This is a genomic window from Bifidobacterium sp. MSK.17.10 (assembly GCF_019129655.1).
Classification (GTDB): Bacteria; Actinomycetota; Actinomycetes; order Actinomycetales; family Bifidobacteriaceae; genus Bifidobacterium; species Bifidobacterium adolescentis.
Genome location: NZ_JAHOJD010000002.1, coordinates 89,869 through 116,068, shown reverse-complemented (window position 1 = coordinate 116,068; position 26,200 = coordinate 89,869). Strand labels below are relative to the sequence as shown.

The following is a 26,200-nucleotide window of genomic DNA, read 5'->3' as shown; positions in this document are numbered from 1 at the left end:
ATGGCTGTGCCTATGAAAACCACGAACGGCAATCGCAAGCTAATTCTCGATGTCGATACCGGCATTGACGACGCGCTTGCACTGGCATATCTCGCCTCGTTCAACAACATCGAGATACTGGGCGTCATCGGCACCTACGGCAACGTTGCAGCCGACACTGCCGTATACAACACGGCTTACGTACTGGAACGGTTGGGGTTCCGGAACGTTCCGGTATTACGTGGTTCGACACGTCCCTCCTGGGCGGCCTCGTTCATTCCCGACGCAGGTTGCGCGCAGTTCCATGGTACGGATGGGCTGGGCGGATTCGGTCCGGCTGTTGGCTCTCCTGCCGTTGCTTGCGTGTCCGATTCTGGTGAAACGGACATCTGGAAGTCCGATTCGGCACCCTATGTGTCCGATTCTGCAGAATCGGACATTCAGAGCACCACGAACACCGTCTATGCGTCCGATTCGGGTGAATCGGACATTCCCGGTACCCTCAGCACTACTTATGTGTCCGATTCAGGAGAATCGGACACTCGAGTGAGGCGCGGGCTGATTTCCGTCGGCGGATACGACGTACACGACCCGCACGCGAATCCTGCCGCCGATTCGTTCTCACTTTCGTTCACGACCTGCGATGGCGCTGCCCACTCCCCTGCGTTACCGGAAGGTGTGCGATTCATCGTCGATATGGTCCGTAAATACGGCAGCGACGTCACGGTAGTGGCGACCGGCCCACTGACTGACGTCGATGCGGCACTTACTGCGGCGCCGGAAATCGCAAGCAAACTGCGATTGGTGATGATGGGCGGAACGCTCACGCAGGAAGGCAATTGCTGGGACACGACCGCCGAAACGAATATCATCCAGGATCCGGAGGCTGCCGACCGTGTATTCCATTCCGGCGCGGACGTGACCATGGTCGGCTTGGACGTGACGCACCAGTGCCTGCTGGGTTCCGACGCGACTATGCGGTGGCGCCAGGCAGCATCGCAATCGCATGATCCGCGTACCGATGCGCGGACGTTTCTTGCCGATATCGTCGACTTTTCGATTGCCGCAAATATTCAGGCGGACGCACGCCTTTTCTCAACGGGCATGCCATTGCACGATCCGCTCGCCGCAGCCGTAGCGGCGGATCCGAGTTTGGTGGAATGTTTCGATCTGCCGATGAAGGTCGAAACGGAGACAGGCGATTTTCATGGCACGCGCGGCCGCACCATCGGCGATCCGGCCGGACTGATTGACCCGTCGGCGCCACGCGTGCACGTGGCGCTCACCGTGGATCATGATCGTTTCATAACTGATTTCACGTGGCGAATCGCGCAACTGGCAGGCGATTAAAAGCCGTTTTAGGAGCAGAATAGAAAAAGACCCCCGCGGGGGTCTTTTTCTTATTTCTTCACGTCCTGCAATTATTGACGGCCTACGGCCGGCTCAACATTACCCTCGCGGCATAGCCGCTCGGGCGTGAAGCTGGAACAGCCCACCGGGCTGTTCCTTATCGCTTCACGCCACCGAAACGACGATCGCGGTGGATGTAGTGGTCGATAGAACGCCACAGCACCTCACGGCCGCAATCCGGGAACAGTTCCGGCACGAAATCAAGTTCCGCGTAGGCGGCTTCCCACGGCAGGAAGTTGGAGGTACGCTGCTCGCCGGACGTGCGGATCACCAGATCGCAATCGGGAATATCCGGGTTGTACAGGTGCTCGGCGATCATCTTCTCCGTCACACGATCGCCGGAGATCTTGCCGTCACGCACCTCACGTGCGATGGCCGCGCAGGCGTCCGCGATTTCGGCGCGGCCACCGTAGTTCAGGCAGAACACCACGTCGATGGTCTTGTTGTTCTTGGTTTTCTCCTGCGCCACTTCCAGCTCGTCGATGACGGATTTCCACAGCTTCGGACGGCGGCCGGACCAGCGCACGCGCACGCCCCACTCGTTCATCTGATCGACACGACGGTGGATGATGTCACGCGAGAAGCCCATAAGGAAACGCACTTCCTGCGGCGAACGCTTCCAATTCTCCGTGGAGAACGTGTACAGAGACAGGTAACGCACGCCCGCTTCGATGGCGCCGGCGATGGTGTCGAACACCACCGGTTCGGCCGCCTGATGGCCGTCGGTGCGGATGAGTCCGCGCTGCTGGGCCCAACGGCCGTTGCCGTCCATGATCACGCCGACGTGGCGCGGAACCTTGTTCTTTGGAAAATCGGGAATGATCGACGGATCAGAAAACGGTGCCGCCGGAATGTCAAGGGATTTGTAATCCACGTTCTCAAAAGCCATACCCGCTAATCTAGCAAGCGCATGGAACGAATCGGCCGTTCCAAATAGTATTCGCCCCATTCTTCCACTATTTGGTGGGTTTCCCGTTGAATCGACGCGGCCGCCGGAACACCGTCCAGCTCCCCCCAATCGCCATCGACAAGCGCCGAAAGCCGGCAAATCGCATCCCACGACACCGCTTCCGATTCGGGGGTGTGGTCGGCGGCGCACATCAGGCCGCCGGCGGGAATCGAAAAATACCAGGACAGCGTGGACGAAATCGGCTCGCCGCACACCACGCAGACGCGCAGACGGGGTGTCCAACCAGCGATCGCCAGTGCGCGCAGCACGTACGAATCGCCAATCGTGGACGGCTCGTGCGCATGTTTGGCAAGCGCGTTCAACGCGCCCAATACCAGCCGGTATTGTGCGACCGCAGGCTCCTTTTCCGTGGCGACCAGCTTGTCGGCGGTTTCGCAGATCACGTTCGCCGCCGTATACGCTTGAAAATCGGCGCAAATCGGCCCTGCATACGCGGCGATCGATTCGGCTTGGGACACGACGTCGAGCGAACGGCCTTCCGCAATGAGCAGCGCCACGCGCATGAACGGTTCGAGTCGGCCTCCGAAACGCGATTTGGTACGGCGCACGCCTTTCGCGACGGCGCGTACTTTGCCATGGTCACGTGTGAGCAAGGTGAGTATGCGGTCGGCTTCGCCGAGTTTGGCGGTGCGCAGCACCACGCCTTCGTCTTGATACAGCGGCATCGCACCTCCTTTTCTTGCCGTTCATCGCATCCTGTTATGCATACGCTCGCCGCACGTGCGCGTTCCGAGATACATTCGCCCCGTCAGTAGATGAACAGCCCCCAGAACGCGAACACCAGCAATACGCAGAACATGGCGGCCACGGTCAGCCAGAACATCACGCGTCCGAACCGCGTGGAAGCCAGCACCGGCTGCCGTCCGCTGACGATTTCGCCGATAGCACCCTTACGTGGCGGCCACTGCGCGATGCCTCGATGGGTTGCCTCTTCGATCAGCCGCATGAACACGCGGGACCATGCCCACACCACGGCGACGCACACGATCTGGATCACCGGCCAGCTCCAATACATCACGCCCGGATTCTCCACTGGGGCACTGCCCCATGCCAGTTTGACCACACCCATGATCACATCGCCAAGGCCGGCGCAGAACAGCACGAACGTGGCCATAGTGGCGATAGTCAACGTGACCAGCGAGTTTTTGAACCCTTGCGCAAGCCCCAGCCGATACCGTCGTCCGTGGGCACGCGCCCAGATCTTACGCATCAGCACGGCGAGCCACAGCACGCCTGCGGCAAGCAGCAGCACCAGCATGCTGGCATGCAACGCGACCAGGTAGATGGTCAGGCCGCGATTGGCTTTGAGATCCAATGGCACTGCGATTGACTGGTACATTCTGGTGCCGGCCACGCGTTCGCTGGTCTGTTTGAGTCCGTGCGTGGTGCCGACGGCCCAATCGACCACATCGTCCACGTACGCGTCGGCGAACGGGGTTCCGGAATTGGCTTCGTCGCCGAGCCTCAGCACATGGTTGGCGATGGGATACGTGCGTATGGTGACGTCCCAGTTGCCGGCCTGGTGAGCCAGATCGACGATTTTCTCCGTGCCTTCCACCTGCGCGGTCATGACGTCTTTCGTGCCATACGCCACCAATGTCGGAATGGCATACGCTTTCGGCGTCAACGTGTCGATGTCGAAGTTGGTGAGTCCGAACAGGGACGCGTCGATATTGAATACGCGGCGGACGATCGACTGGTAGCCGTCATGCGCGCCGACGAGCGCGAAGTCCTGTGCGGCGAGGAAGCCCAGCGAATACCGCGGCTCGTAGACCATCGGACTGAGCAGCACCTGAAAAGCGACGTCCGGATCGCGCTGCAGCAGATACGATGAGATCCATGTGCTTTCGGAAGTGGCGTAGATGCCCACTTTGGAGGCGTCCACCGTATCCATTTTCCGCAGGAGGTTGATGACCTGGTCGTAGATGGCGGCGGAACCCGGGTAGTCGCGATTGGCGTCGTTGGTGGACCAGACCGGCTTGTCAAGCACCGCCGTCACGAATCCCGCCGAAGACAGGTCGGAGGCCATGTCGCCGAAGGAATTGTCGCAGGTGCCATAGCCGGCGCCGTGCATGAAAACCACACCGGGACGTCCGTTCCCAGCCCCTTCCGGCTTGCGGATCAGCACTTTGATGTTCTGTATCTCACCGGTGGAAGGCCGTTTCGCTTTGATGGTGACGTACCGTTTCGCCACCTCGTAATCGCCTTTTTTCGCCAGTTTTTCGCCGGATGGATTGGCGAAGGTCACGACGGTGTTGGCGTCAAGCGTTTCGATGGTCTGCTCGGTCGGCTCGTAGTTCCATGTGGATGCCGTCAGATTGGCCACGGACACCAGAATGCCCAGCAGCATGATGAAAATAGGCAGGTTGACCATGAGTCGCCGCCCGCGCGTCCACGGTTGATGTTGCGGTTGCGGACGCGCGGGCGATGAAGCCGATTCTTGCCGTAATGATTGGCTGGCGGCTGATGATTGACGTTCCTGCTCTGACACGCCGCTCATTCTACCGGCCTTTGCTGAGAAGCCTGCGATTGCATGCTACCGACGGCACGCTGGAACATGGCTTTCAGCAGTTGCCGTTTTGCGTCACCGGCACGACCACCGGACCGGTGGCGGTGGCAGGCACCTGGCCGTCGGCCTCCATCTGCGCGGCGATCTCCTGCGCCTTGGCGAGCAGGGTTTCCACGATCTGGTCTTCCGGCACGGTCTGGATGACCTTGCCCTTGATGAAAATCTGCCCCTTGCCGTTGCCGGAGGCCACGCCCAAATCGGCTTCGCGAGCCTCGCCCGGACCGTTGACGATGCAGCCCATGACGGCCACGCGAATCGGCGCGGTCACGTCCTTCAACCCTTCGGTCACCGCGTTGGCCAGCTGAATCACGTCCACCTGGGAACGGCCGCAGGACGGGCAGGAGATGATGTCGAACTTACGCGGGCGCAATCCCATGTATTCCAGCAGCTTGCAGCCCACCTTCACTTCCTCCACGGGAGGCGCGGACAGTGAAACGCGGATCGTATCGCCGATGCCTTCGGCCAGCAGCGCGCCGAATGCCAGGCAGCTTTTGATTGTGCCTTGCCAGGTCGGGCCGGCTTCGGTGACGCCCAAATGCAGCGGCCAATCGCCCTTGGAAGCCAACAGACGGTACGTCTGCACCATGGTGACCACATCATGGTGCTTGACGGAAATCTTGAAATCGTGGAAGCCGACGTCTTCGAACATGCGCGCTTCCTTCATCGCGGACGCCACCAGCGCCTCCGGTGTCGGGCCGCCGTATTTGGCGTACAGCTCCTTATCGAGCGAACCGGCGTTCACGCCGATGCGCAGGGAAATGCCCGCATCCGTGGCGGCCTTGCAGATCGAAGGGCCGACCTCGTCGAATTTGCGAATGTTGCCGGGATTCACGCGCACGGCCGCGCAGCCGGCGTCAATGGCCTGGAACACGTACTTGCTTTGGAAGTGGATGTCGGCAATCACCGGAATCGGCGATTTTTTGACGATTTCCGGCAATGCGTCGGCATCATCCTGGCTTGGCACGGCCACGCGCACGATGTCGCAGCCGGCCGCGGTCAGTTCCGCGATCTGCTGCAGGGTGGCCGGTACGTCAGCCGTCAGCGTATTGGTCATGGATTGCACTGAAATCGGCGCTCCCCCGCCGACCGGCACCGGGCCGACCATGATGCGGTGGGACTTGCGGCGCGGATGCAGCGGGCTTTCGCTGATGGCCGCGTCACCGGTTTTGCGGAACGGTTTTTCGATTTCTGGCATACGTGATCCTTGCATGTGCGAGGCGCGTTATGCGTCCCGCGATGGTTCTTACGGCTTGTGCTCTTTACTTGTTTATCAGCTTGTCGGCGCGGGCGCGAGCCTCCTGCTCGAGTCGGCTCATTTCCTCCACGGAAGCGAACAGCGGGTTGCCGCGCAGTTCGGCGTCCATCTCGTCAAGCACTTCGCGCACGGTGTCGACGATGCCGAGGTATGGCAGACGGTGTTCGAGGAACGCGTGGACGGCCTGCTCGTTGGCCGCGTTGAGCACGGCCGTATGCTTTTCGGACGATTCGAGGCAGTGCCGGGCCAGGTTCACCGCGGGGAACGCCTCGTTGTCGAGCGGCTCGAACGTCCACGTAGCCGCCTTCGTCCAATCGCATGCGGCGGCGACGTTTCCGAGACGTTCCGGCGCGGACAGGCCGAGGGCGATCGGCAGGCGCATGTCCGGCGGCGAAGCCTGCGCGATGGTGGCGCCGTCGCGGAATTCCACCATGGAATGCACGATGGATTGCGGGTGCACGGTCACGTCGATGCGGCTCGGTGGCACGTCGAACAGTCGGCTTGCTTCGATGACTTCAAGGCCTTTGTTCATCAGCGTGGACGAGTTGATGGTCACGACCGGCCCCATGTTCCATGTGGGGTGGTTCAAGGCCTGTTCCGGCGTGATGTCGGTCATTTGGTCGCGCTTCCAGCCGCGGAACGGACCGCCGGAAGCGGTGACGACGAGCTTGGACACTTCGCCGTGCGTGCCGGAACGCAACGACTGCCAGATGGCGGAATGTTCGGAATCGACCGGATTGATCTGCTTGTCGCGTACCTGCGCGCTAAACAGCAGGTGTCCGCCGGCCACCACGGATTCCTTGTTGGCCAATGCCAGCTGGGAGCCTGCCTGCAGTGCCGCGATGGACGGTTCGAGGCCGATGGAGCCGGTGATGCCGTTAAGCACCACGTCGGCGCCGGAGCCTGCCATGGCGATCACCGCGTCAGGGCCGGCTGTGATGTTGACGTTGCCTGCGCCGGCCTGTTCCAACGCCTCACGTAGCGCGGGGACGGCTTCCTTGTAGAAGATCGCGACGGTTGGCACATGGAATTTCGCCGCCTGCTGCGCAAGCAGTTCGACATGTGCTCCGCCCGCGGCGAGACCCGTCACGGTGAAGCGGTCGAGATGACGTGAGATGACGTCAAGGCCTTGGGTGCCGATGGATCCGGTGGAGCCCAGAATTACTACGGTTGATGGTTGCATGGGTTATGCGCTGCTCTCCGTATGATATGCCGATGTTCCGGCATTGGTTTGGACTATGTAAGTTGGGACTGTGTAGTCGAGGCTGTGTAGTCGAGGCTGTGTAGTTGGGATTGTGTAAACGCGAGAACAGGCTGACGATTCCGCCAGCCTGTTTATTACCGTTGGTTCACTCGAAGGACGGGAACGACAGATCCGGAATATCGAGATTGTCGTCGTTGCCCGACGCCGGGAAAATCGACCTGAAAGCCGGGCTTGGTTCCGGCTTTTTGTCCTCCTGCTGCTTGTCCGCATCGGATTCGGCGGACGGTTCAGTTGCCGGGGCAACTGCCGGTTCTACGGCAGGTTCAGCCGGAGCGGCCGGCTCGGCCGGAGCCTGTTCAACAACCGGAGCCGGAGTGACAATTGGGTTCGAATCCGGAACCGGAGCGGCCGGTTCAGGCGTGAAGGATGGCGGCACCGAGGCTGCGAGGGAGCTCAGGCTCGTCGAACCGGTGGTGACCTGAGGCAAGTCGGACGCGGACAGGCTCGGAACCTGCGGCGTGAACGTGTTTTCCGTCTGGTTCGTCTCATTGATGGTGTGGGCCAGATGCGCCAACGCGGCCAAAGACGGATCCTGCTGCGGCTCGGGTTCAACCGGAGCCGGCGGGAATGCCGGAGCGGCTGGAGCCTGCGAATCGGTCGCGGTCGGAGCCGGAGCCTTTGGCGCGGCATCTTCCATCGCATCATCGGCAAGCGGATCGAACGCCTGGGTCTCTTCAACGGCGCTCGGCGCGGAAGAAGCGGAATCGGTCTGCGGCTGGAACACCGGAGGAACCACCGGAACCGCAGGCGGAGTGTTCGTCGGCGTGGCAGGCACGCTCACCGGGGAGGTGACCGCGGACGTGAAGATCTCATGCTCGGCCTTGTTCAGCGCATCGAAGGAATCCTCTTCGCTCGGCGTGACGGTTGGCACAGTAGGAGGAACCGGAGCAGCCGGAACCGTGGCGGAAGGAGCTGCGAACAGCGGTGCGATCATCTGGGTTTCGCCAGCTGCGGAATCACTGGAAGCCGGGGCAACGGACGGTGCGGCCGCGGCCATCGCCTCTTCGGAGGGTTCGCCGACGAAATCCGCGACGCGCGCATACGATTCGAGTCGGGTCAGCAACTGCGCGCAGGCGGCCAGATAGTAATCCACCTGACGTTCGTCGTATCCCCTCTTGCCTTTGCGCTGAGTGAAGATCACGTTGCTCAAGGTCTGGGAATTCGTGTCGGCGATCGCCTTGGCGTCCGCTTCACTGACTTCCTCGACACCCAGCTCGCCGGCGGCTTTCGTCAGGCACTTGTCGATCACGCTGTCGACCTGCTTGCGGTCGTAGCTCGGATTCTTGCCCTCGCCCGGCTTGAACCGTTGGCCGTGCTCGCGTTCGGCATGCGCGTCGAGCTTCTTGAACAGGTCCTCGGTCTGCGCCTTCCATGCCACACGGCCATGCTGGGAGATTTCCCACGTGGTCTGCTTGTCGACCACGGCACGTTCCAGACGGGCAAGCGCGGCATCCACTTGGGCGATCACATAGCCGCCCTTGACCAGTTCGAAGGAGACGTTCTGAATATCATGCTGGGTGAGTTGCGCGCCCTCACCTTCATACAGCATGTGCGCACGTTCAAGGAAAGCATCCACCTGTTCCGCATCGTAGCCCCACTTTCGCTTCGCGGCATGAGCGATTCCCGATGCGTTCTTCTCGGTTTCAGGTTCCTGTGCCATTGGCGTTCGACCTCCTGCTACACGTATTAACGCCACTACTTTACGTGATTGATTCGACGCAGACGCCGCAAAAGATGAAAATTCAGTGAATCGACACGTGCGGCTCATCGCCCACACGGCGGTTTCGTACCGATCAAGCGGCATCATATCCGCCATGCCGACACACGAGTGCGGCTCATCGCGCGGATACGGTACAGTAGTTCGTTGCGGGCGATTAGCTCAGTTGGTTAGAGCGCCACCTTTACACGGTGGATGTCGGGGGTTCGAGTCCCTCATCGCCCACTTTTCGCAACGCCGTGAAAAATCAAGGAATCGCATATCATCCCGCGTAATATCAACGCGCGCACCCGTGTTTTGCCCACATTCCGCCCACGTTTTGTTTGTGTTTTGCCGGAAAGTCCACGTAATAGCGAAATCCCCCAAACCCAATGGGCCCGGGGGATTTTCGTATACGCGAGAAAATCGCGAAAAGTCTTGGTTTACTTGCCCTTGCCGAACGCGCGCAGGTGAATACCGTTCCAATCGGAGCTGACGGTCAGCGGAGTGGCGGCGTTCATGCCGGCGGTCTTGGCCGCGGACTGCACGGTGCTGGAGCTTGCGGCACCCGGACGTCCCGGCTTCGGGGTGAGCACCCACAGCGGGCCGTCATCGCCGAGAACCGCATAGGCGTCGACAATGGTGTCGGCCAGTTCGTCCTCGTCATCGCCATCACGCCACCAGATGATCACACCATCGACTGCGGAGTCATAATCCTCGTCGACCAGCTCTTCACCGGTCAGTTCCTCGATCTTGGCGCGGATCGAGTCATCCACATCATCGTCCCACAGCCATTCCTGTACCAGGTCGCCGGCGTGGAAACCGAATTCTTCAGCGTTATCAGATGCCGTTTGATTCACGTTCGTCAATATACCAACACTGCTCGAACATATACGTTACGAACGCCGGAATCGCCCACTTTTCGAGATGAAACGGCGATTTCCGCCTGTATCACGCCTATCTCCTTCCGCCGCACGCTCATTGCTTGACGGTGCATTGCGGCAGTGAACCGCCTTTACCATCGCGGATGGCGACCAGCGCGTCGTACGCCTCGTCCAACGTGCCCACCTTCACCACGTGGAGGCCCTGTGGCACGTGCCCGACCACGTCGGAGCAGTTGGATTCCGGGGCAAGGAACCACGTGGCCCCGTCACGCTTCGCGCCGATCATCTTCAACCGGATGCCGCCGATCGCGCCAACCTTGCCTTTGGCGTTCATCGTGCCGGTACCCGCGATGGTCTTCCCGCCGGAAAGCTGCTCTCCGGTCACCTTGTCGATCAGACCGAGCGTGTACATCATGCCCGCGGACGGGCCGCCGATGTCGTCGACGTGCATGGACACCTTCATACCGGACACGTCATAACCGTGCGCCTTGAGGAACCGCTTCGCGGCCGTGGCCGCGGCGCTCTGCGATGAGGACATCTCCTTGTTGCTTTCCTTCGCATAGTCCTTGGCGCTTTGTCCGACGGGGAACACGGCCTCCTGCGGAATCACCGTGGCCTTCGGATTGGCCCATGCCAGCAACGCCTGCGCGTTGGTCACAGGATATCCGGGAACGCCTGAGGCGTTGACGGTGACGAGCAGTAGTTTGCCGGAGTCCTTATGCGTCTTCACGCCGGACACGTCGATGACCTGCTTGCCTTCGACTTTTCCGAGCACGTCCTGGGTCGGTCCCGGCTCCTGCACCACGTACGCGCTGGGCGCAATAAGCACCAGCACGCAGAGCACGGCCACAATCGGTCCGGCGAGATATCGCCAAGGGCGAACATCGAACCACCGTCCGACCTGACGCCAACGTCGTCTGATACGTGGCAGAAGGCCTTGAGACGACCCGTTACGTGTGCTTTTGGCGTGAACTCGCTGTGTTTCCTGCATATCGGCCATGCCTCCCATACTATGGAAGGCAACGAACTTAACAATCGCGTGGAACAAAGGCAGGAAACGGTATGGATGAGAATGCGATCCGCCAGTGGCTTATCGATTGCTTCGGACCGATTCAGGGCGAGATGGCATGGAACCAGCTTTCCAACATGCCGGAAGCCGTACGCGACCAGCTGATGAGTCAGGATCCGAGCACGCTGCCCAAGCCCGAAGAGGTCAAGTCCATGATGCAGGCGTTCACCGCCGGCGGACTCAACACCATGGGAGATATGCAGCAGGCCGTGGAACAGGGGCCGATCAACATCAAACTGGCGAAATCGCTCGCGTTGCAGCAGGCGAATGGTGCCGGATCGGACAGCAGCGTGAACGCCGAAACCGGCGAAATCGCAAGACGTGCCATCAGCGAGGCGAACCTGTGGCTTGATACCGCTTGCGAGTTCAACCCGGCGCAAGGCGAGACGCAGCTGCTCACCCGCGCCGGCTGGGTGGAGGACACAATCGACGCGTGGGCGCAGTTCGCCTCCCCCGTGGCCGAATCGATGAACGACGCTCTGGCTTCGATTCTGTCGCAGCGTTTCGGCGACGGCGAAATACAGACCGAGATTTCCGGGGTTTTCGCAGGCCCCATCGAAATTCCGATTCCGGACGAGATGAAGAATCCGGCGAAGCTGATGCGATTCGTCGGCAACACGTCGTTCGCCATGCAGTTGGGGCGTGCCGCCGGCGACCTGTCCCATGAGGTGCGCGGCAGCTTCGATCAGGGCATCGCGCTGCTGAAGAATCCCGCCGGCGGACTGATCGTGCAGAACGTGACCGAATACGCGAAGTCGCTGGATATCGACGTGAACGAAGTGATGGGCTATCTTGCGCTGCAGGAGCTTGCGCATGCCAGGCTGTTCGCCTCCGTGCCGTGGCTAATGCCCCGCTTCGAGGCGCTGCTGGGCAAATACGCGCGTGGCATCACCATCGACATGGATGCCATGGAGGAGCAGATCCGTGAGGCGGAGTCCATCGATCCGGATTCCATGGCCAGCGCGGTGAACATCACCAAGGTGGCGTTCCCGGACACTCCGGAGCAGAAGCAGGCCATGAAGGCGTTGGAGAATCTGCTTGCCTTGGTGGAGGGCTGGGTGGATGCCGTCGTGTGGCGTGCGGGCATGGCGCATATTCCGCATATCGAACAGCTTCGTGAGATGTTGCGCCGCGAACGCGCCATCGGAGGCCCTGCGGAACGCACGTTCGAAAGCCTGATGGGCATGCAATTGCGCCCCAAGCGCATGCGTGAGGCGGCCGCGCTGTGGGAAAGCATCGGCGCGCAGGAAGGCCCCGAGGCGCGCGACGCGAAATGGTCGCATCCGGATCTGCTGCCGCAACTGCCGGACGAGCAGTCCGAGGATAGCTCCAACGAAGAGAACGGCGCCGCATCCGCCACTACCGGTACGGAACAGACCACGGCGCAACAGGATATTCCGGACAGCATCGATTGGGATGCCGAACTGTCCAAGCTGCTCGACGAGGAAGAGCACAAGGGCGATGACGCCGACAGCACGAACGACGCCGACGGCACAGATGACGCCGGCGATACGAACGCTTCCGGCGACCCGCAGTCACCGGAAGAAGCGTGATTTCCTGCGCCCGCGATCGGACCCATCGTCCTCGCGGGCGCGCGCATAGGACACGTCGAGCGTGTCTTCGGCACGCGTGACCGCCACGTACATCAATCGCCGTTCCTCTTCCAGAAGGTCGCCTTCGGGCGGTGAACCGTATGGAATCAGCCCTTCGGAGCACCCGATCAGGAACACGTGTTTGAATTCCAGGCCCTTGGAGGCATGGATGGTGGAGATGGTCACGCCTTTAACGTCGCCGCCTGCGCCAAGTGCTTCCAACATGGCCAAGCGGGTCTGAGCGTCATCCGCGAGCCCGGAGTTCTGCCATCCGCTGTCTCGTTTAACGCGGTAGCGCAGGTGTTGTTCGTCCAGTGCCCGGCAGAGGATTTTCTGCTGCGCGTTGACTCGGGTGAGGATGGCGCAGTCGCCCGGAGATGCTCCCTCGTCCACGAGTCTGCGGATGCGTGCAGCCACGCCCCGGGCTTCTTCGAGATCGCTGTTGTAGACGGTTTGCGCGACTCGGCGGCCTTGGTCTCGCTTGGAGTTGAGTTTGAGATAGTCGGCGCGTTGCGGTGAGACTTCGAGCACGCGGTTGGCGTAGTTGACGATCTGCGGGGTGGAACGGTAGTCGTTGTTGAGTCTGACGTCGGCGGTGAGGGGTCCGAATTCGGAGGCGAAGTTGAGCAGGTTGTAGCTGCTGGCTCCGGCGAACGAGTAGATGGTCTGTGCCGGGTCGCCGACCACGCAGATGTTGCGGTTGTCACCGAGCCATCGGGTGAGCAGCCGATGCTGCAGGGGCGAGACGTCTTGGTATTCGTCGACGGTGAGCCATGTGATGCCGGAGCGGATGTTGGCCGCCACGTCTTCGTCGCTTTCGATGAGGTGGCAGGTGATGAGCAGGATGTCGTCGAAGTCGATTTCGTTGCGATTGGTTTTTTCGGTTTCGTATGCTCTGTAGATGTCCACGAATTGGCTTGGTTCCAGTCCTGCCGGCGGCTGGTGGTGGATGGCCGCGCAGACGCGTTCATAGTCTTCCGGCGCGATGAGCGAGATTTTGCACCAGTTGATTTCGGCTTGCAGGTTGCGCACGGTGTCGTCGTCCACCTGCTGGGTGGTGACTCGGCGTAGGGAATGTTCCACGATTTCGCGCGGATTGCGTGAGATGAACGGCATGGGCCCTTCGCATACGTCTGGCCAGATCCGACGGAGTTGGTGTAGTGCCGCGGAGTGGAAGGTGGCGGCTTTGACGTCGGATGCGACGTCGAGTTGGGATAGTCTGTTGCGCATTTCCGCGGCCGCTTTGACGGAGAAGGTCACGGCGAGCGTGGCGCGCGGATCCCATGCCTTGGTGGCGCATGCGTAGGCGATTCTTCGGGTGACGGTCCGCGTTTTGCCGGCACCTGCGCCGGCGATGATACGGACGGGTCCGCGCACGGCGGTCGCCGCCATGCGCTGCGCATCGTCCAGTCCGTCGAGAATCGCTTCCGCTGTTGCATCCATATGCTCCATTGTGGCAGATTGCGTGACGAGACGGACGTCATCGGCGCGATTAACCGTGAATTCGTGGCAAGTCGCGCCCTTATTAGCCTTCAGTGTGTATTAAGGTTGGAATTGTGACCGAACGAAGCAGATTTATGATGGCCGCCTTGGCGAGCGCGGCGATGCCGAACGCCACCATCGCTGGCACGCGTGACAGCGAGCAGGTCAACGCCACCGACAAGGGGTATGGCATTGATCATGCCGTGGTGCAGGACGCCGCGGGCAAGTTGTATGACACGTTCGCTTCGAACACGCCGAAGGGACGCAAACGTCTCGTTGGTCGCGTGCGTGCCGCGCAGACGTTGATGGGCAACCGCGAGTTGGGCGGATTGGGGTTCGACGTCGATCGCGTTCTGGCGTTCTCCAACGGCGAACAGGAGAGGTCCGTCACAGGAGACGTTTCCGTGATGGTCGCCACGCATCATGATGGTCAGGCGCGTCCGCTGACGCTGCTGACGTTGGACGACTGTGCCAGCGTGGGCACCGCGTTGGGCGCGATACACCGTCTTCGTCCGGATTTTCTGCAGGAGGCCGGCTATCCGGTGTTCTCCACGGGGCAGATTCGCGCGCAGCTGACCGCATGGATCAAGCGTTTGCGTCAGGCTGGCCATGTGCCGCAGGAGATCACGACGAGCTGGTCCGACGTTCTTGAAACGGACGGCCTGTGGTCGTTCGCCACTTGTCCGGTGCATGGTGGCCTGTCCGACGGCGATGTGCTGTTCTCGGGCTCGTCGATCACCGCCATCACGAACTGGCAGGATATGCAGGTCAATGATCCGGCACGTGATTTGGCGTGGATTTTCTCCAAACTTGACGAAAACCACCGTAATGCGTTGCTCAGCGCGTATGGACGCATGCTGGGCAATCGTTTGGACGATCTGATCATGCTGCGCGCCAACCTGTGGCTGCAGATGGAACAGGTGGGCGATTTCATCAGCGCGTTGAATCAGGCCGATAGCGTCAAGATCATGCAGTTCAAGGCGCAGGTGGAGCGTTTGGCTCACCAGTTGGGTATGCTCACCGCGAAGAACCATAGGCCGAGCGAGACGCGTCAGGACGAGCAGAAGGCCGGCAACCGTCCGCCGAGCACCATCACCGTGGGCACGTTGCTGGACGAATCGGAACGTCGCAGGCAGGCGGCGGCGCAGCAGAATAACGATGCCGACGCGACCGGCGAACGTCATATCGACGCGACCGATATGGATGATGACAGGACCGGCGATTTCGATGTTACCGGCTCCCAGCCCGTCCGTAAGACGAAGCAGATCGTCGATGACGCCACGGAAGCGTTCGATGTGACTGCCGCCGAACATATCGTCTCCGCCGGCATGGTTTCCGGCAATGCCGATTCGGACGATACGAGCGAACGTGAGGAATCCCCCGTCAGCACGTTCGTTCCGGAGCAGTCCGCGAGGGAGCGTCACGAGTCGTTGCCGTCCAGTTCGACCATTGTGATCAGCACGTTGCAGACCGCCGATGGCAGCGATGACACGAACGAGGAGGAAATTCCTCAAGCCCATAGCGAAGCGGCGACCATGCTCATTCCGCTGCTCGAACGCGATGAGGCCACTATGCAGAAGGCCAAAGCGGAGGTCGACCGGCTGCAGGCCGAGGACGCCACCGATGAGAAACCGCGCGTAGAATAAGCGCATACATTGCAAACGAATTTGCACACGAACACCCTTACAAGGAGCATCATGGATATCGAACTGGGCATTCAGAACGTGGCGCGCACCGTCACCTTCAGCACCGAGCAGAGCGCCGACGAGGTGAACAACGTCATCGCCGAGGCCGTGGAGAATGGCAAGACCATCAACCTGACCGACGACAAGGGCCGTCGCATCGTGGTGCCGGCCGGTTCTCTCGGCTATGCCATCATCGGTTCCGAAACCAAGCACGCCGTCGGCTTCGGCAATCTCTGATCGCCACCTGCAAACGCGTTGGACACGTTCCAAATGAAAAAGACGTCGGACCATATCAGGTTCGACGCCTTTTTCATATTCGATTCATGTATCCGGTTCACGCTTGGAAATTCCATATCCGGATTTCATGCGGCATGTGAGCTGCCGACGCGACCGATCAAATCCACACCCCGATGCAGGATTTCGCGTACAGTGTCGTCGTCGGTAAGGTTCTCGCCCAGACCGTTCGGCTTGCCTTTGCCATGCCAGTCCGAGCCGCCGGTCACCAGCAGATCGTGCCGTGCGGCAATCGTCAGCAATCGTTCCCGCTGTTCCGGAGGATTGCCGCGATGCCATACTTCCAAGCCGTCCAAGCCGTCGGCGATCATCGCGTCAAGCTGCTCGTCGGACAGCAGCCGGCGGTTGCGTTGCGGATCGCCCGCATGCGCGGCGACCACCACACCGCCCGCCCCCTTGACGGCGGCGATGACCTCGTGCGTCGACGGCGACGGCGTGGGAATGTAATACTTGGATTTGGCGCTCACCGCGTCGGCGAACGCGTCGGAACGCGTCTCGTACACGCCCGCCGCGACCAGCGCGTCGGCAATGTGCGGACGGCCGATTGTGGTGCGCTCCCCTTCCTTCACTTGGGCGAGCACATCGTCCCACGTAATCGGAAAATCCTGCGACAGCCGCTCAACCATGCGTTTCGTACGCCGCAATCGCGCCGCACGCGTGTTGGCGAACATGCTGGAAATATGCTCGTTGGACGGATCGTATTGGAAGGCGAGCATGTGCACGGACACATCTTCGTCGACGGCGGTGATTTCCGTGCCCAGCAGCAACGGCAAATCGATTTCCTCCGAGGCTTCCGTCGCCTCGCCCCAGCCGGCGGTGGTGTCATGGTCGGCAATCGCCACACCATGCAAGCCAAGCTTCCTTGCCTGCTCCACCAGCGTGCGCGGCGTCTCCGTACCGTCGGAAAAGACGGTATGGCAATGAATATCCCAACCTTGTGCGGGTGGTTCCGCGTAACTCACGTGACTCATATGACTATCGTAAGCTCGAATCCGCGGTTTTTCGCGTAGACTGAGACATGACAACGTTTGTATTTTGATTTTCCAAGGATTGACGATGAGCGATTTTGAAGGCCAGGCCGCTGTGGACGCAGCCGATGACGAAACGAGCGTCGGCACAGCCGTCGCCATGGACGACGACTACACGAAGCCGCGCGGGTGGCGTCACGGCGCAACGTGGACGTATCTGATCATGCTGCTCGCTTCGGCGGTGGCATTGCTCGTATCGTTCATTCTGTCGGCGGACACGCTGAAAATGGCACGCAATCCCGGGCAGAAGCTCAACTGCGATGTGAACGCCGTGCTGTCCTGTTCCACGGTGGCCGAATCCTGGCAGGCGGAGATCGTGAAGTTCGCCGGATTGAGCTTTCCGAACGCGTTCTTCGGCATTGCCGCCGAATCGGTGTTCGTGACGATCGCGGTGATCGGACTGGCCAAGGTGGCCGTGCCGCGTTGGTTCGCGCTGTGCACATGGCTTGGAGGCCTTGCCGCGTTGGCGTACTCGTATTGGCTGACCACGCAGTCGCTGTTCGTCATCAACGCGATGTGCCCGTGGTGCCTGGTGCTGATGTTCTCCACCACCGTGCAGTTCATGGCGTTGTCGCATGCCACGGTGGCCGTGCAGGATATGCCGTCCGGTCATGCTGGATTGCGCAAGTATTACCGGCTGAATTTCGATCTGATGGTCGATGTGGTGTGGATTGTGGCGTTGATTGTGGTCATTCTCGTCAAGGACGGCCCGATGCTGTTCGCCTGATACGGTTTGCATCGAGCCTTTTACGATGAAGGCCGACCCTGCGGGGCCGGCCTTTTGCCTATCCGCTTTTCGTTTGCTGCCGCAGCGGTTACAGCAGTTCGATTTTGCCCACGATGGTGGCGCTGCCGGTAAGCTTCACGTCTTCGTCGGTCACGTCGACGCGCAAGGTGCCGCCACGTACGGTGATGGTCCAATGGTCGATGCCGGTTTTGGCGCGCAACGTGATGGCGGTGGCACATAGGCCCGTGCCGCACGACAGGGTTTCGCCACAACCGCGTTCGTTGACGCGCATGGTGGCCTCGCCCGCATCGTCGCCTTCGCTTTGCTCGTCGATGCGCACGAACTCCACGTTCTGGTCCGACGGAATCTCGGGCGCGACGACCGGCTTGGTGACCAGATCAAGGTCTTCAACGTTCGGCAAGCTGGCGAACGCATCCTCAAGAACGGCCACGACGTGCGGATTGCCCATGTCCACGAACGTGCCGCGCGCGGAACCGGACGTGCCCGGAATGGTCACTTCGTAACCGTCGACGTCGCCGCGCTTCCATGCGCCCATCTCCACCTGGAACACGTCCTTGCCAAGCCCTGGCACATCGCCGAGCGAAGTCAGGATCTTCACGCCGGCGCGGGTGCCGAGATGGAATGGCTTGCCGCCCGGCTGGTCGGCGATGCCCTGCCGCTGCGCGAACAGCGTGATCGCACGTGTGCCGTTGCCGCACATCTCGGCCAGCGAGCCGTCAGCGTTGCGGTAGTCCATGAACCAGTCCGCATCGCCCGCCGCGCAATCGGCGATCTGCCTTTCGTTCACATCGGACACCGCCTGCGGATGCGCCAGACGGATCAGACCGTCGCCGCCGATGCCGAAATGGCGGTCGCACAGGAATCGCACTTCATCGGCGGTCGGCTCGTGCGTACCGTCTTCGTCGAGATACACCACGAAATCGTTGCCGGTGGCGTGCGCTTTGTAAACAATGCTTGGAATGCTCATACCAGTTCACTCTACACGCGGTAGGCTATTGAAAGCGTTTGGCGTATGCGCCTGCGGGCATGCGCGCGATGGCAAAGGAGGACGTATGGCTTCAACGGCACCTATCGGCGTTTTCGATTCCGGTTTGGGGGGTATTTCCGTGGCGCGTGAGATCCGCCGCGACATGCCGAACGAGCATGTGCTGTATTTCGGCGACTCCGCGAACGCTCCGTACGGCACGAAATCGCCCGAACAGGTGCGCGAACTGTCCGACGTCATTGTGAAACGATTCGTGGAACAAGGCGTGAAAGCGGTCGTAATCGCCTGCAATACCGCCACTTCCGCCGCAGCCAACGAACTGCGCGACACATACGACATTCCGATCATCGGCATGGAACCGGCATTGAAGGTGGCTTGCGACCGTGGTCACGGCAAGCGTCAGCGCGTCATCGTGGCCGCCACTCCCCTGACGTTGCGTGAACGCAAGTTCGCCGTGCTGATGGACCGGTTCAAGGCCGACCATACGATTTTTCCGGAGCCCTGCCCCGGTCTGGTGGAGATCGTGGAGCATGGGCAGCTTGACGACCATGATGTGGTGATGCGCACGCTGCACCAGTATTTCGACCAATACAATCTGTCCACGATCGACTCCGTTGTGCTCGGCTGCACGCATTTCGTGTTCTACCGCGATTATTTCCGCGAACTACTGCCCGATACGGCGGCGATCATCGACGGCAACGAAGGCACCGTACGTCACCTTGGCGTGGTGCTCGAATCGTTGGGCAAGCTCGCTCCGGAAGACGCGGAAGGCGGCATCGATCTGGCCAATTCCGACACTTCCGCACGAATCGCGCAGTTGGCGCAGTCGCTGCTTGATCGCTGAGCGCGAATGTCCCGACAGACCGCGTAAAGTCGAATGAAACCCGGCAAAAGGGACGGACTTGCGAAAGGACGGGCGCATATGGCCAACAGGACAGCGATGATCGACGTCGGCGGCGGTTTCCGCGCGATTTACGGCGCGGGTGTGATGGACCGCATGCTGGAGGACGGCATACATGTCGACCATTGCTATGGTGTTTCCGCCGGCAGCGCCAATATGGTTTCTTACATTTCCGGACAGCACGGGCGAAACCACACGTTCTACACGCAGTACGCGTTCCGTAAGGAATACGCGAGCTTCGACAGCTATGTGAAGAACCACAATTACGCGAACCTCGATTATGTGTACAGCACGCTGAGCAACCACGATGGCGAGAATCCGGTGGATTACGAGGCGTTTGCGGCGAATCCGACCGAATTCACCGTGGTGGCCTGCAATGCGGACGATGGTTCCACGAAGTATTTCGACAAGTCGGACGTCGGCTACGACAATTACGACATCATGAAGGCGTCGTCGGCGGTGCCGGTGGCGTGCGAACCGTATGTGATCGACGGCGTCCCGTATTACGACGGGGGCATCGCTGATCCGATTCCGGTGCAGAAGGCCATCGATGACGGCTATGACCGCATCGTGGTGATTCTCACCCGTCCGAAAGACACCGTACGCGAACAGAAGAAGGACATCGGCCCGGCCACGATCCTGAAGCGCACGCACCCGGAGGCCGCGGAAAAGCTGATGAACCGCTATCAGACGTACAACGACGAGGTGGCATTGGCCAAGGAATACGAGAAGGATGGCCGTGTGCTCATCCTCGCGCCGGAAAGCATGTACGGCTTGAACACGCTGAGCAAGTCGTTCGAAGGTCTGGAACGCATGTACCGCGCCGGCTATGCGGCGGCGGCCGCGATTCCAGCGTTCCTGGGAAGCTGAAATCCGTTCTTCCGCAGCGCTGTCATGCGTTTCCAACGGCCCTAACGGCAACCGTATGACAGTGATCGCATGACAGCAATCGCACATACGACGATTACATGGCAGCCGTCATATGTGCGTTACGGCATCGCAACACGCGTAACCGGGCGGCGGCTATGCTGGAACGCATGGAAAAGCAGAATCGTATTTTTTCCGGCTTTGATGCCGATGCCATCGATCGCACCACCGCCGCAGATCTGGCCGAAGTCGGTTCCGACAAGTGGACCCGCTACCCCGGCTGTATCGGCGCGTTCATCGCGGAAATGGACTACAGCCTGGCGCCATGCATCCAGCAGGCCATCGACAGCGCCTGCGACCATTGCAAACTCGGTTACATTCCCGAACCGTGGAAGCGCCGCGTGGCCGAGGCGTGCGCCGGCTGGCAGAAAAGCCACTACGGCTGGGACGTGGATCCGGACATCATCCGCGTGGTGCCGGACGTGTTGGAAGCGTACGAGATCTTCCTGCGCGAGCTGGTCGGCGCCGGCAATGCCGTGGTCGTGCCGACGCCCGCGTACATGCCGTTCCTGAGCGTGCCGAAGCTGTACGACGTCGACGTGATCGAAATCGAAATGCTTCAGGGAACCGACGAAACGACCGGCGAACGCGAATGGCTGTTCGATTTCGACGCCATCGAACGCGCGTTCGCGGCTGGCTGCCATGCGTTCGTGCTGTGCAATCCGCACAATCCGATCGGCAAGGTGCTTACGTTGGCCGAGGAGCAGCGGCTGTGCGAGCTGGCGGAACGGTACGACGTGCGTATTTTCAATGATGAGATTCACGCGCCGTTCGTGTTCGAGGGGCGTCATATTCCGTATCCGACCATCAGCGAGGCGGCCGCTCGGCAGTCTATGACCGCTACCAGCGCGTCGAAGTCGTTCAATATTCCGGGTACAAAGTGCGCGCAGGTGCTGCTGACGAATCCGGCGGACCGTGAGATGTGGGCGGAACGTGCGGAGTGGAGCGAGCATCAGACCGCCACGATCGGTGCGATCGCCACCACCACCGCCTACAACGAGGGCGATCCGTGGTTCCAGGACGCGCTTTCCTACGTGCGACGCAATCTTGGGTTGTTCGATGAGCAGATGAGCACGCGGTTCTCGGGCGTTGGCTATATTCGCCCGCGCGGCACGTATATCGCATGGCTGGATTTCGGCCCGCTTGGCATTGACGATCCGGCCGCGTATTTCCTTAAGAAGGCGAAGGTGGCGCTGACCGACGGCCGTTCGTGCGGCCGTGCGGGAGCCGGCTGCGCGCGCGTGAACATGGCGATGCCGTATCCGCTGCTGGTGGATTGCCTCAACCGCATGCATGACGCGTTGCAGGCGGACGGTTTGCTTTAAAGTTTTCCGTCTTTCGTGTGTGACCGACGCTATGGGCGGCCACACACGCCATATTGCGGGAAAATCCGCCGAATCATTGCGATTGCAACGGTTGCGCTATGGGCGAATAGCAGCATGTTACGATGGCCGCACACCACCGTCGGTGGACGCGCGACGCGAATCCAGCGTATGCGTTTCATTGAGAAGAAGGCTTTACGAATATGCGATTCCCCTACAGCGGCAACGGCACATGGACGCCCGACTACCACTGCGGTTTCATTGATGCCGTCAAACGTTTTTTCATCGGCTACATGGAGTTTCGGGGGCGTTCCAGCAGACGCGAGTTCTGGCTCGCCATGCTGTTCTTCATTCCGGTCAGCGTGCTGATATTCCTTATTCCGGCTGCCGGAACGGTGTCCGGAATACTGTGGATGCTGGCCACCATGGTACCGATCATGGCCATCTCCTTCAGAAGGCTGCATGATGCCAACCGCACCGGCTGGTGGTTTCTGCTTGGGCACGTCGGCACCATTCTGGCCCTTGCGATGCTGGTCGTCATTGCGTTCGGCCTGGTCATCATCGAAATCGGCATGATCATGGTCATCCCCCACGAGCCACCGAAACTCGACTTTCATGACCCGAACAGCTTCCCGGGAATGCTGCTCACGCTGTTCTATGTCAGCCTCGGCATGGCCGGCATCTCGCTGATCATCCAAGCATTCCTGTACTCGCTGCCCAGCAAGCCCGAGGGCGTCCGCTTCGACTGATGTTCTCAGCGGCATCCCGCCCCTCTTCCCTCCCTGCATTACCCTCTTAGCCCTTTTGTATGGAAACGTTCCATCTCACATTGAGACAGAGCAGTGAGCTCGGTTAACAAAACTCCTATAATCACGTCTATTGTCTTTCCGCCGTCATAAGCGACGGAATGTCAACATCAGAGGAGAAAACAATGAAGAGAAACATGCTCCACCGCCTGGTCGCCATGGCCGCGGCGGGAACCATGCTGATGTCGGTCGCCGCGTGCGGCTCGTCATCCGATGACAACGCCGCCACCAGCAATTCCAGCGACACCTCGCTGATTTCCGTGAACAACAGCGAGCCGCAGAACGGTCTGATTCCGAGCGACACCAACGAAATGGGCGGCGGCAAGGTCATCCGCTACCTGTTCGAAGGTCTGGTGAGCTTCGACGCGAAGGGCAAGCAACATCTCGAAGTCGCCGAGAGTATCACCCCGAACGAGGATGCCACCAAGTACACGATCAAACTGAAGAAGGGTTGGAAGTTCACCAACGGCGAGGCAGTAACCGCCCATTCCTTCGCCGACACCTGGAGCTTCGCCGCCAATGTGAAGAACGCGCAGAAGACCTCGAGCCGCTTCTCCACCATCAAGGGCTATGACGAACTGCAGGATCCGAACGTCGATCCGAAGGCCACACTTTCCGGTCTTTCCACCCCGGACGACTACACGCTGATCGTCGAACTGAACAAGCCGGATTCCGTGTTCCCGACCAAGCTCGCGCACCAATCCATGTTCCCGCTGCCGAGCGTGGCATTTAAGGACATCAAAAAGTTCGGACAGGCTCCGATCGGCAACGGTCCGTACAAGTTCAAGTCCTGGTCGCATGACAAGAACATCATCATCGTGCCGAACAAGGATTACAAGGGCAGCCGCAAGGTATCCAACAACGGCATCGAATACCGCGTCTACACGAACGAGGATTCCGCATACTCCGACGTGCTGTCCGGCAACCTCGACGTGATGGATCAGATTCCACAGTCCGCGGTGAAGACCTTCCGTCAGGATTCCAGCGTGATCGCCTACAGCCAGGCAGGATCCTCATTCCAGTCCTTCGTCATTCCGGAACGTCTTGAGCATTTCGGCAACGACGAGGAAGGCCAATTGCGTCGTCAGGCCATTTCCATGGCCATCAACCGCGACCAGATCGTCAAGAAGGTTTACAACAACACGAAGACCCCGGCCACCGATTTCACCTCCCCGCTCGTCCCCGAATACGCGAAGAAGCTGGAGAAGAACGGCGACAACCTGAAGTACAACGCATCCAAGGCCAAGGAACTGTGGAAGAAAGCCAACGCCATCAAGCCATGGTCCGGCAACTTCCGCATCGCATACAACGCTGACGGCGGCCATAAGGAATGGGTCGACGCCGTGTGCAACCAGATCAAGAACACACTCGACATCGACGCCGCTGGCGAGCCGTACGCCACGTTCAGCGACGTGCGTAACCAGGTGACCAACCGCACCATCAAAACCGCGTTCCGTGCCGGCTGGATGCTGGATTACCCGTCCGCTGAAGATTATCTCAATCCGCTATATGCCTCCAGCTCCGCTGACGGTCATGGTTCGAACGATGGTGATTACAAGAGCGCGGAATTCGACAAGCTCCTGAACGCCGCGCTCGCCCAGACCGACGTAAAGAAGCGAACCGAGGACTTCACCAAGGCGCAGGAAGTGCTGGCCAAGGATCTTCCGGTGATTCCGCTGTGGAACGACAACGTCGCCGCCGCGTCCGCGACGAACGTGAAGAACGTGTCGTTCGACTACACCAACCTGCCTACCTACAACACCATCACCAAGTGACGGCTTCGTTGTGACGTTTCGCTGCCAATCGGTAACGAAAAACGAGTGGGGGTTCGAATCCTTAATGGATTCGAACCCCCACTCGGCGTTTTGCAGCCGTTTCGTTTATTTGCTTACGGCGTCAAACCTATGGCGTCAGCTCTGCACGTAGCTGCCCTTCGGGGACTTCCAACCGCAGTTCATCATCTCGCTGTTGAACACCATCGCACCGTCGCCATGGGCGGGGACGACGATCATGCCACCGTCGCCGTGGTGACGGGCCACACCGTCCAGCGCGGCCTTCGCAGCCTCGACCGGATCTTCCTTGGCATACAGCACACGGTCGGAAACCTGGTGTGCGGCGACTTCCTTGACGAACGCCTCACCGATGCCGGTGCAGGAGATCGCAACGGAATCGTTGTTGGCGTAGGTGCCGCAACCCGGCAGTGGCGAATCGCCAACACGGCCCGGCATCTGGTTGGTGATGCCGCCAGTGGAGGTGCCGGCTGCGATATTGCCGGACGCGTCACGTGCGACGGCGCCGATGGTGCCATGCTTCTCCCATTCGTCGCCATTGGACTGCGCCTCACGCAGGGATTCCTGACGGGCCGGGGTGATGAAGTACTCGCTGTCGCACAGTTCGATGCCCCACTCCTTGAGCAGGTTATCGCCCGGCTTGGCGAACATGACGTGCTTGGTCTTCTCCTTGATGGCGCGCGCCACATTGATCGGGTTCTTGGACGTGGTCAGACCGCATGCGGAGCCGACTTCGCCGTCAACGCCAGTCATCAGGCAGGAATCCATGGACACGATGCCTTCGCTCGTCAACGCGGCACCACGGCCAGCATTGAATTCGGGAGCATCCTCCATGACACGAATGGCCGCGCAGACGGCATCTTCGGCCGGAGCGCCCTGTTCCAGCAGCGCATAGCCGGCTTCAAGGGCCCTGTTCAGATCCTGCTCCACCTGGGCGCGACGTTCCGGCGTGTCCTTCTTGCCGCGATTGCCAGCGCCTGCGTGGATCACCAGAAGGATTCCATCCGGATCAGCCTGGGCAACCCGGACCGTCGACTGCGGCAATGCTGCTTCGTTTGTTGACATCTTCTCTCCTTCAGATATCTCGCTTATGTTTGACATTCGCAGATATCTTACGCCGGTGGCGGCAACGAAGCGCCCGACATGCGCAAAAGCGATGCCGTCGCGCCGTTACGCAATCAAAAACATATCGAAGCGCGACTGCGTCCTTTCTTACGTTTCATACTTTTGCAAATCGCAATCTCGTATTTCATGATGCTCCTCCGTTGGTAGTGCCAGTATGTGTCAAGCGCATCGTTCCCCGGACAAAATCACGTTCTTAAGCAAAGCCACGCTTGTAAATCGGAACCACAAGTCGTTGTGGCCCCTACGGATTCATTGTATGTCGAAATGGCTGAATAATTATCCATCGCAAAAACTCTCGTAAGCAACACCTATCGAGATAAATGTAGCTTATTTTAACGTTAGCTACACTTATGCGGATAAGTGTAGCTAACGCACATGCGATGCGACTGATAGATTGACAAATACAATCATCCCCGCAT

At 60.2% G+C, this 26,200-nt stretch carries 22 protein-coding genes and 1 tRNA gene; 11 read left to right on the top strand and 12 right to left on the bottom strand.

Annotated elements, in window-relative coordinates:
* Positions 1 to 12: 12 nt before the first annotated feature.
* Positions 13 to 1,329, top strand: a complete 1,317-nt coding sequence (locus KSX58_RS01950; RefSeq protein WP_117565414.1) for a nucleoside hydrolase — start codon at positions 13 to 15, stop codon at positions 1,327 to 1,329.
* Between the two features lie 157 nt (positions 1,330 to 1,486).
* Here KSX58_RS01950 and KSX58_RS01945 read toward each other — a convergent pair whose 3' ends face one another.
* The 6 genes from KSX58_RS01945 to KSX58_RS01920 form a co-directional block, all read right to left on the bottom strand.
* Positions 1,487 to 2,278 carry an isoprenyl transferase gene (locus tag KSX58_RS01945; RefSeq protein WP_021913260.1) on the bottom strand — a complete coding sequence of 264 codons (792 nt, stop codon included), beginning with the start codon at positions 2,276 to 2,278 and terminating at the stop codon, positions 1,487 to 1,489.
* A 5-nt stretch (positions 2,279 to 2,283) separates the two neighbouring features.
* Positions 2,284 to 3,024: a DNA repair protein RecO gene (gene recO / locus KSX58_RS01940; RefSeq protein WP_038444797.1), complete on the bottom strand. Its 741-nt coding sequence runs from the start codon at positions 3,022 to 3,024 to the stop codon at positions 2,284 to 2,286.
* 83 nt (positions 3,025 to 3,107) lie between these two features.
* Positions 3,108 to 4,733, bottom strand: a complete 1,626-nt coding sequence (locus tag KSX58_RS01935; protein ID WP_217735886.1) for a S9 family peptidase — start codon at positions 4,731 to 4,733, stop codon at positions 3,108 to 3,110.
* A gap of 190 nt (positions 4,734 to 4,923) precedes the next feature.
* Complete coding sequence (gene ispG, locus KSX58_RS01930) at positions 4,924 to 6,123, bottom strand: flavodoxin-dependent (E)-4-hydroxy-3-methylbut-2-enyl-diphosphate synthase (RefSeq protein ID WP_038444801.1); 1,200 nt, start codon at positions 6,121 to 6,123, stop codon at positions 4,924 to 4,926.
* Between the two features lie 64 nt (positions 6,124 to 6,187).
* Positions 6,188 to 7,366: a 1-deoxy-D-xylulose-5-phosphate reductoisomerase gene (gene dxr, locus KSX58_RS01925; protein WP_011743489.1), complete on the bottom strand. Its 1,179-nt coding sequence runs from the start codon at positions 7,364 to 7,366 to the stop codon at positions 6,188 to 6,190.
* 166 nt (positions 7,367 to 7,532) lie between these two features.
* Positions 7,533 to 9,107 (bottom strand): DivIVA domain-containing protein, encoded by a 1,575-nt coding sequence (locus KSX58_RS01920; RefSeq protein ID WP_055054719.1) that lies wholly within the window; start codon positions 9,105 to 9,107, stop codon positions 7,533 to 7,535.
* A 208-nt stretch (positions 9,108 to 9,315) separates the two neighbouring features.
* Here KSX58_RS01920 and KSX58_RS01915 point away from each other — a divergent pair.
* Positions 9,316 to 9,389, top strand: a tRNA-Val gene (locus tag KSX58_RS01915).
* Between the two features lie 197 nt (positions 9,390 to 9,586).
* On the opposite strand, the gene KSX58_RS01910 is transcribed toward KSX58_RS01915, so the two are convergent.
* Positions 9,587 to 10,012, bottom strand: coding sequence for a DUF3052 domain-containing protein (locus tag KSX58_RS01910; RefSeq protein ID WP_003810925.1), 426 nt, complete (start codon positions 10,010 to 10,012; stop codon positions 9,587 to 9,589).
* A 109-nt stretch (positions 10,013 to 10,121) separates the two neighbouring features.
* Positions 10,122 to 11,027 (bottom strand): S16 family serine protease, encoded by a 906-nt coding sequence (locus KSX58_RS01905; protein ID WP_046999346.1) that lies wholly within the window; start codon positions 11,025 to 11,027, stop codon positions 10,122 to 10,124.
* Between the two features lie 62 nt (positions 11,028 to 11,089).
* On the opposite strand from KSX58_RS01905, the gene KSX58_RS01900 reads away from it, so the two are divergent.
* Positions 11,090 to 12,649 carry a zinc-dependent metalloprotease gene (locus KSX58_RS01900; protein ID WP_080863113.1) on the top strand — a complete coding sequence of 520 codons (1,560 nt, stop codon included), beginning with the start codon at positions 11,090 to 11,092 and terminating at the stop codon, positions 12,647 to 12,649.
* On the opposite strand, the gene KSX58_RS01895 is transcribed toward KSX58_RS01900, so the two are convergent.
* Positions 12,632 to 14,140 (bottom strand): ATP-dependent helicase, encoded by a 1,509-nt coding sequence (locus tag KSX58_RS01895; protein ID WP_055054717.1) that lies wholly within the window; start codon positions 14,138 to 14,140, stop codon positions 12,632 to 12,634. The two genes, KSX58_RS01900 and KSX58_RS01895, sit on opposite strands and share 18 nt — an antisense overlap.
* Before the next feature lie 125 nt (positions 14,141 to 14,265).
* On the opposite strand from KSX58_RS01895, the gene KSX58_RS01890 reads away from it, so the two are divergent.
* Together KSX58_RS01890 and KSX58_RS01885 are read left to right on the top strand one after the other, a co-directional pair.
* A complete protein-coding gene (locus tag KSX58_RS01890; RefSeq protein ID WP_055054716.1) occupies positions 14,266 to 15,816 on the top strand; it encodes a phosphotransferase in 1,551 nt (516 codons plus the stop codon).
* Between the two features lie 51 nt (positions 15,817 to 15,867).
* Positions 15,868 to 16,092 carry a DUF3107 domain-containing protein gene (locus tag KSX58_RS01885; RefSeq protein WP_003810939.1) on the top strand — a complete coding sequence of 75 codons (225 nt, stop codon included), beginning with the start codon at positions 15,868 to 15,870 and terminating at the stop codon, positions 16,090 to 16,092.
* A gap of 125 nt (positions 16,093 to 16,217) precedes the next feature.
* Here KSX58_RS01885 and KSX58_RS01880 read toward each other — a convergent pair whose 3' ends face one another.
* On the bottom strand, positions 16,218 to 17,120 hold the full coding sequence (locus KSX58_RS01880) for a PHP domain-containing protein (protein ID WP_217752032.1): 903 nt from the start codon (positions 17,118 to 17,120) through the stop codon (positions 16,218 to 16,220).
* Between the two features lie 157 nt (positions 17,121 to 17,277).
* Here KSX58_RS01880 and KSX58_RS01875 point away from each other — a divergent pair, with 157 nt between their 5' ends.
* Positions 17,278 to 17,904, top strand: a complete 627-nt coding sequence (locus tag KSX58_RS01875; RefSeq protein ID WP_035011206.1) for a vitamin K epoxide reductase family protein — start codon at positions 17,278 to 17,280, stop codon at positions 17,902 to 17,904.
* Between the two features lie 88 nt (positions 17,905 to 17,992).
* Here the strand turns inward: KSX58_RS01875 and dapF are convergent, their stop codons facing one another.
* On the bottom strand, positions 17,993 to 18,892 hold the full coding sequence (gene dapF / locus KSX58_RS01870) for a diaminopimelate epimerase (protein ID WP_003810944.1): 900 nt from the start codon (positions 18,890 to 18,892) through the stop codon (positions 17,993 to 17,995).
* Between the two features lie 85 nt (positions 18,893 to 18,977).
* Here dapF and murI point away from each other — a divergent pair, with 85 nt between their 5' ends.
* The 5 genes from murI (at position 18,978) to KSX58_RS01845 (ending at position 24,641) form a co-directional block, all read left to right on the top strand.
* Entirely contained in the window at positions 18,978 to 19,754 is a 777-nt protein-coding gene (gene murI, locus KSX58_RS01865) for a glutamate racemase (RefSeq protein WP_195422734.1), read from the top strand.
* A gap of 78 nt (positions 19,755 to 19,832) precedes the next feature.
* Positions 19,833 to 20,681 (top strand): patatin family protein, encoded by an 849-nt coding sequence (locus KSX58_RS01860; RefSeq protein ID WP_033499917.1) that lies wholly within the window; start codon positions 19,833 to 19,835, stop codon positions 20,679 to 20,681.
* 155 nt (positions 20,682 to 20,836) lie between these two features.
* Positions 20,837 to 22,063, top strand: a complete 1,227-nt coding sequence (locus KSX58_RS01855; RefSeq protein WP_217735891.1) for a MalY/PatB family protein — start codon at positions 20,837 to 20,839, stop codon at positions 22,061 to 22,063.
* Between the two features lie 200 nt (positions 22,064 to 22,263).
* Positions 22,264 to 22,809, top strand: coding sequence for a DUF805 domain-containing protein (locus tag KSX58_RS01850; RefSeq protein ID WP_011743501.1), 546 nt, complete (start codon positions 22,264 to 22,266; stop codon positions 22,807 to 22,809).
* 182 nt (positions 22,810 to 22,991) lie between these two features.
* On the top strand, positions 22,992 to 24,641 hold the full coding sequence (locus KSX58_RS01845; RefSeq protein WP_237976430.1) for an ABC transporter substrate-binding protein: 1,650 nt from the start codon (positions 22,992 to 22,994) through the stop codon (positions 24,639 to 24,641).
* Positions 24,642 to 24,776: 135 nt separating this feature from the next.
* On the opposite strand, the gene KSX58_RS01840 is transcribed toward KSX58_RS01845, so the two are convergent.
* Positions 24,777 to 25,721 (bottom strand): isoaspartyl peptidase/L-asparaginase family protein, encoded by a 945-nt coding sequence (locus KSX58_RS01840; protein WP_021913247.1) that lies wholly within the window; start codon positions 25,719 to 25,721, stop codon positions 24,777 to 24,779.
* Positions 25,722 to 26,200 lie beyond the last annotated feature (479 nt).

Bases quoted from the DNA above. Each gene is read 5' to 3' on its own strand.
- KSX58_RS01845 (WP_237976430.1), top strand. From the start codon at position 22,992: ATGAAGAGAAACATGCTCCACCGCCTGGTCGCCATGGCCGCGGCGGGA.
- KSX58_RS01935 (WP_217735886.1), bottom strand. From the start codon at position 4,733: ATGGTCAACCTGCCTATTTTCATCATGCTGCTGGGCATTCTGGTGTCC.
- KSX58_RS01875 (WP_035011206.1), top strand. From the start codon at position 17,278: ATGGACGACGACTACACGAAGCCGCGCGGGTGGCGTCACGGCGCAACG.
- KSX58_RS01880 (WP_217752032.1), bottom strand. From the start codon at position 17,120: ATGAGTCACGTGAGTTACGCGGAACCACCCGCACAAGGTTGGGATATT.
- KSX58_RS01885 (WP_003810939.1), top strand. From the start codon at position 15,868: ATGGATATCGAACTGGGCATTCAGAACGTGGCGCGCACCGTCACCTTC.
- KSX58_RS01895 (WP_055054717.1), bottom strand. From the start codon at position 14,140: ATGGAGCATATGGATGCAACAGCGGAAGCGATTCTCGACGGACTGGAC.
- KSX58_RS01945 (WP_021913260.1), bottom strand. From the start codon at position 2,278: ATGGCTTTTGAGAACGTGGATTACAAATCCCTTGACATTCCGGCGGCA.
- KSX58_RS01905 (WP_046999346.1), bottom strand. From the start codon at position 11,027: ATGGCCGATATGCAGGAAACACAGCGAGTTCACGCCAAAAGCACACGT.
- KSX58_RS01850 (WP_011743501.1), top strand. From the start codon at position 22,264: ATGCGATTCCCCTACAGCGGCAACGGCACATGGACGCCCGACTACCAC.
- murI (WP_195422734.1), top strand. From the start codon at position 18,978: ATGGCTTCAACGGCACCTATCGGCGTTTTCGATTCCGGTTTGGGGGGT.
- KSX58_RS01900 (WP_080863113.1), top strand. From the start codon at position 11,090: ATGGATGAGAATGCGATCCGCCAGTGGCTTATCGATTGCTTCGGACCG.
- ispG (WP_038444801.1), bottom strand. From the start codon at position 6,123: ATGCCAGAAATCGAAAAACCGTTCCGCAAAACCGGTGACGCGGCCATC.
- KSX58_RS01950 (WP_117565414.1), top strand. From the start codon at position 13: ATGAAAACCACGAACGGCAATCGCAAGCTAATTCTCGATGTCGATACC.
- KSX58_RS01890 (WP_055054716.1), top strand. From the start codon at position 14,266: ATGATGGCCGCCTTGGCGAGCGCGGCGATGCCGAACGCCACCATCGCT.
- dapF (WP_003810944.1), bottom strand. From the start codon at position 18,892: ATGAGCATTCCAAGCATTGTTTACAAAGCGCACGCCACCGGCAACGAT.
- KSX58_RS01840 (WP_021913247.1), bottom strand. From the start codon at position 25,721: ATGTCAACAAACGAAGCAGCATTGCCGCAGTCGACGGTCCGGGTTGCC.
- dxr (WP_011743489.1), bottom strand. From the start codon at position 7,366: ATGCAACCATCAACCGTAGTAATTCTGGGCTCCACCGGATCCATCGGC.
- KSX58_RS01855 (WP_217735891.1), top strand. From the start codon at position 20,837: ATGCTGGAACGCATGGAAAAGCAGAATCGTATTTTTTCCGGCTTTGAT.
- KSX58_RS01920 (WP_055054719.1), bottom strand. From the start codon at position 9,107: ATGGCACAGGAACCTGAAACCGAGAAGAACGCATCGGGAATCGCTCAT.
- recO (WP_038444797.1), bottom strand. From the start codon at position 3,024: ATGCCGCTGTATCAAGACGAAGGCGTGGTGCTGCGCACCGCCAAACTC.
- KSX58_RS01860 (WP_033499917.1), top strand. From the start codon at position 19,833: ATGGCCAACAGGACAGCGATGATCGACGTCGGCGGCGGTTTCCGCGCG.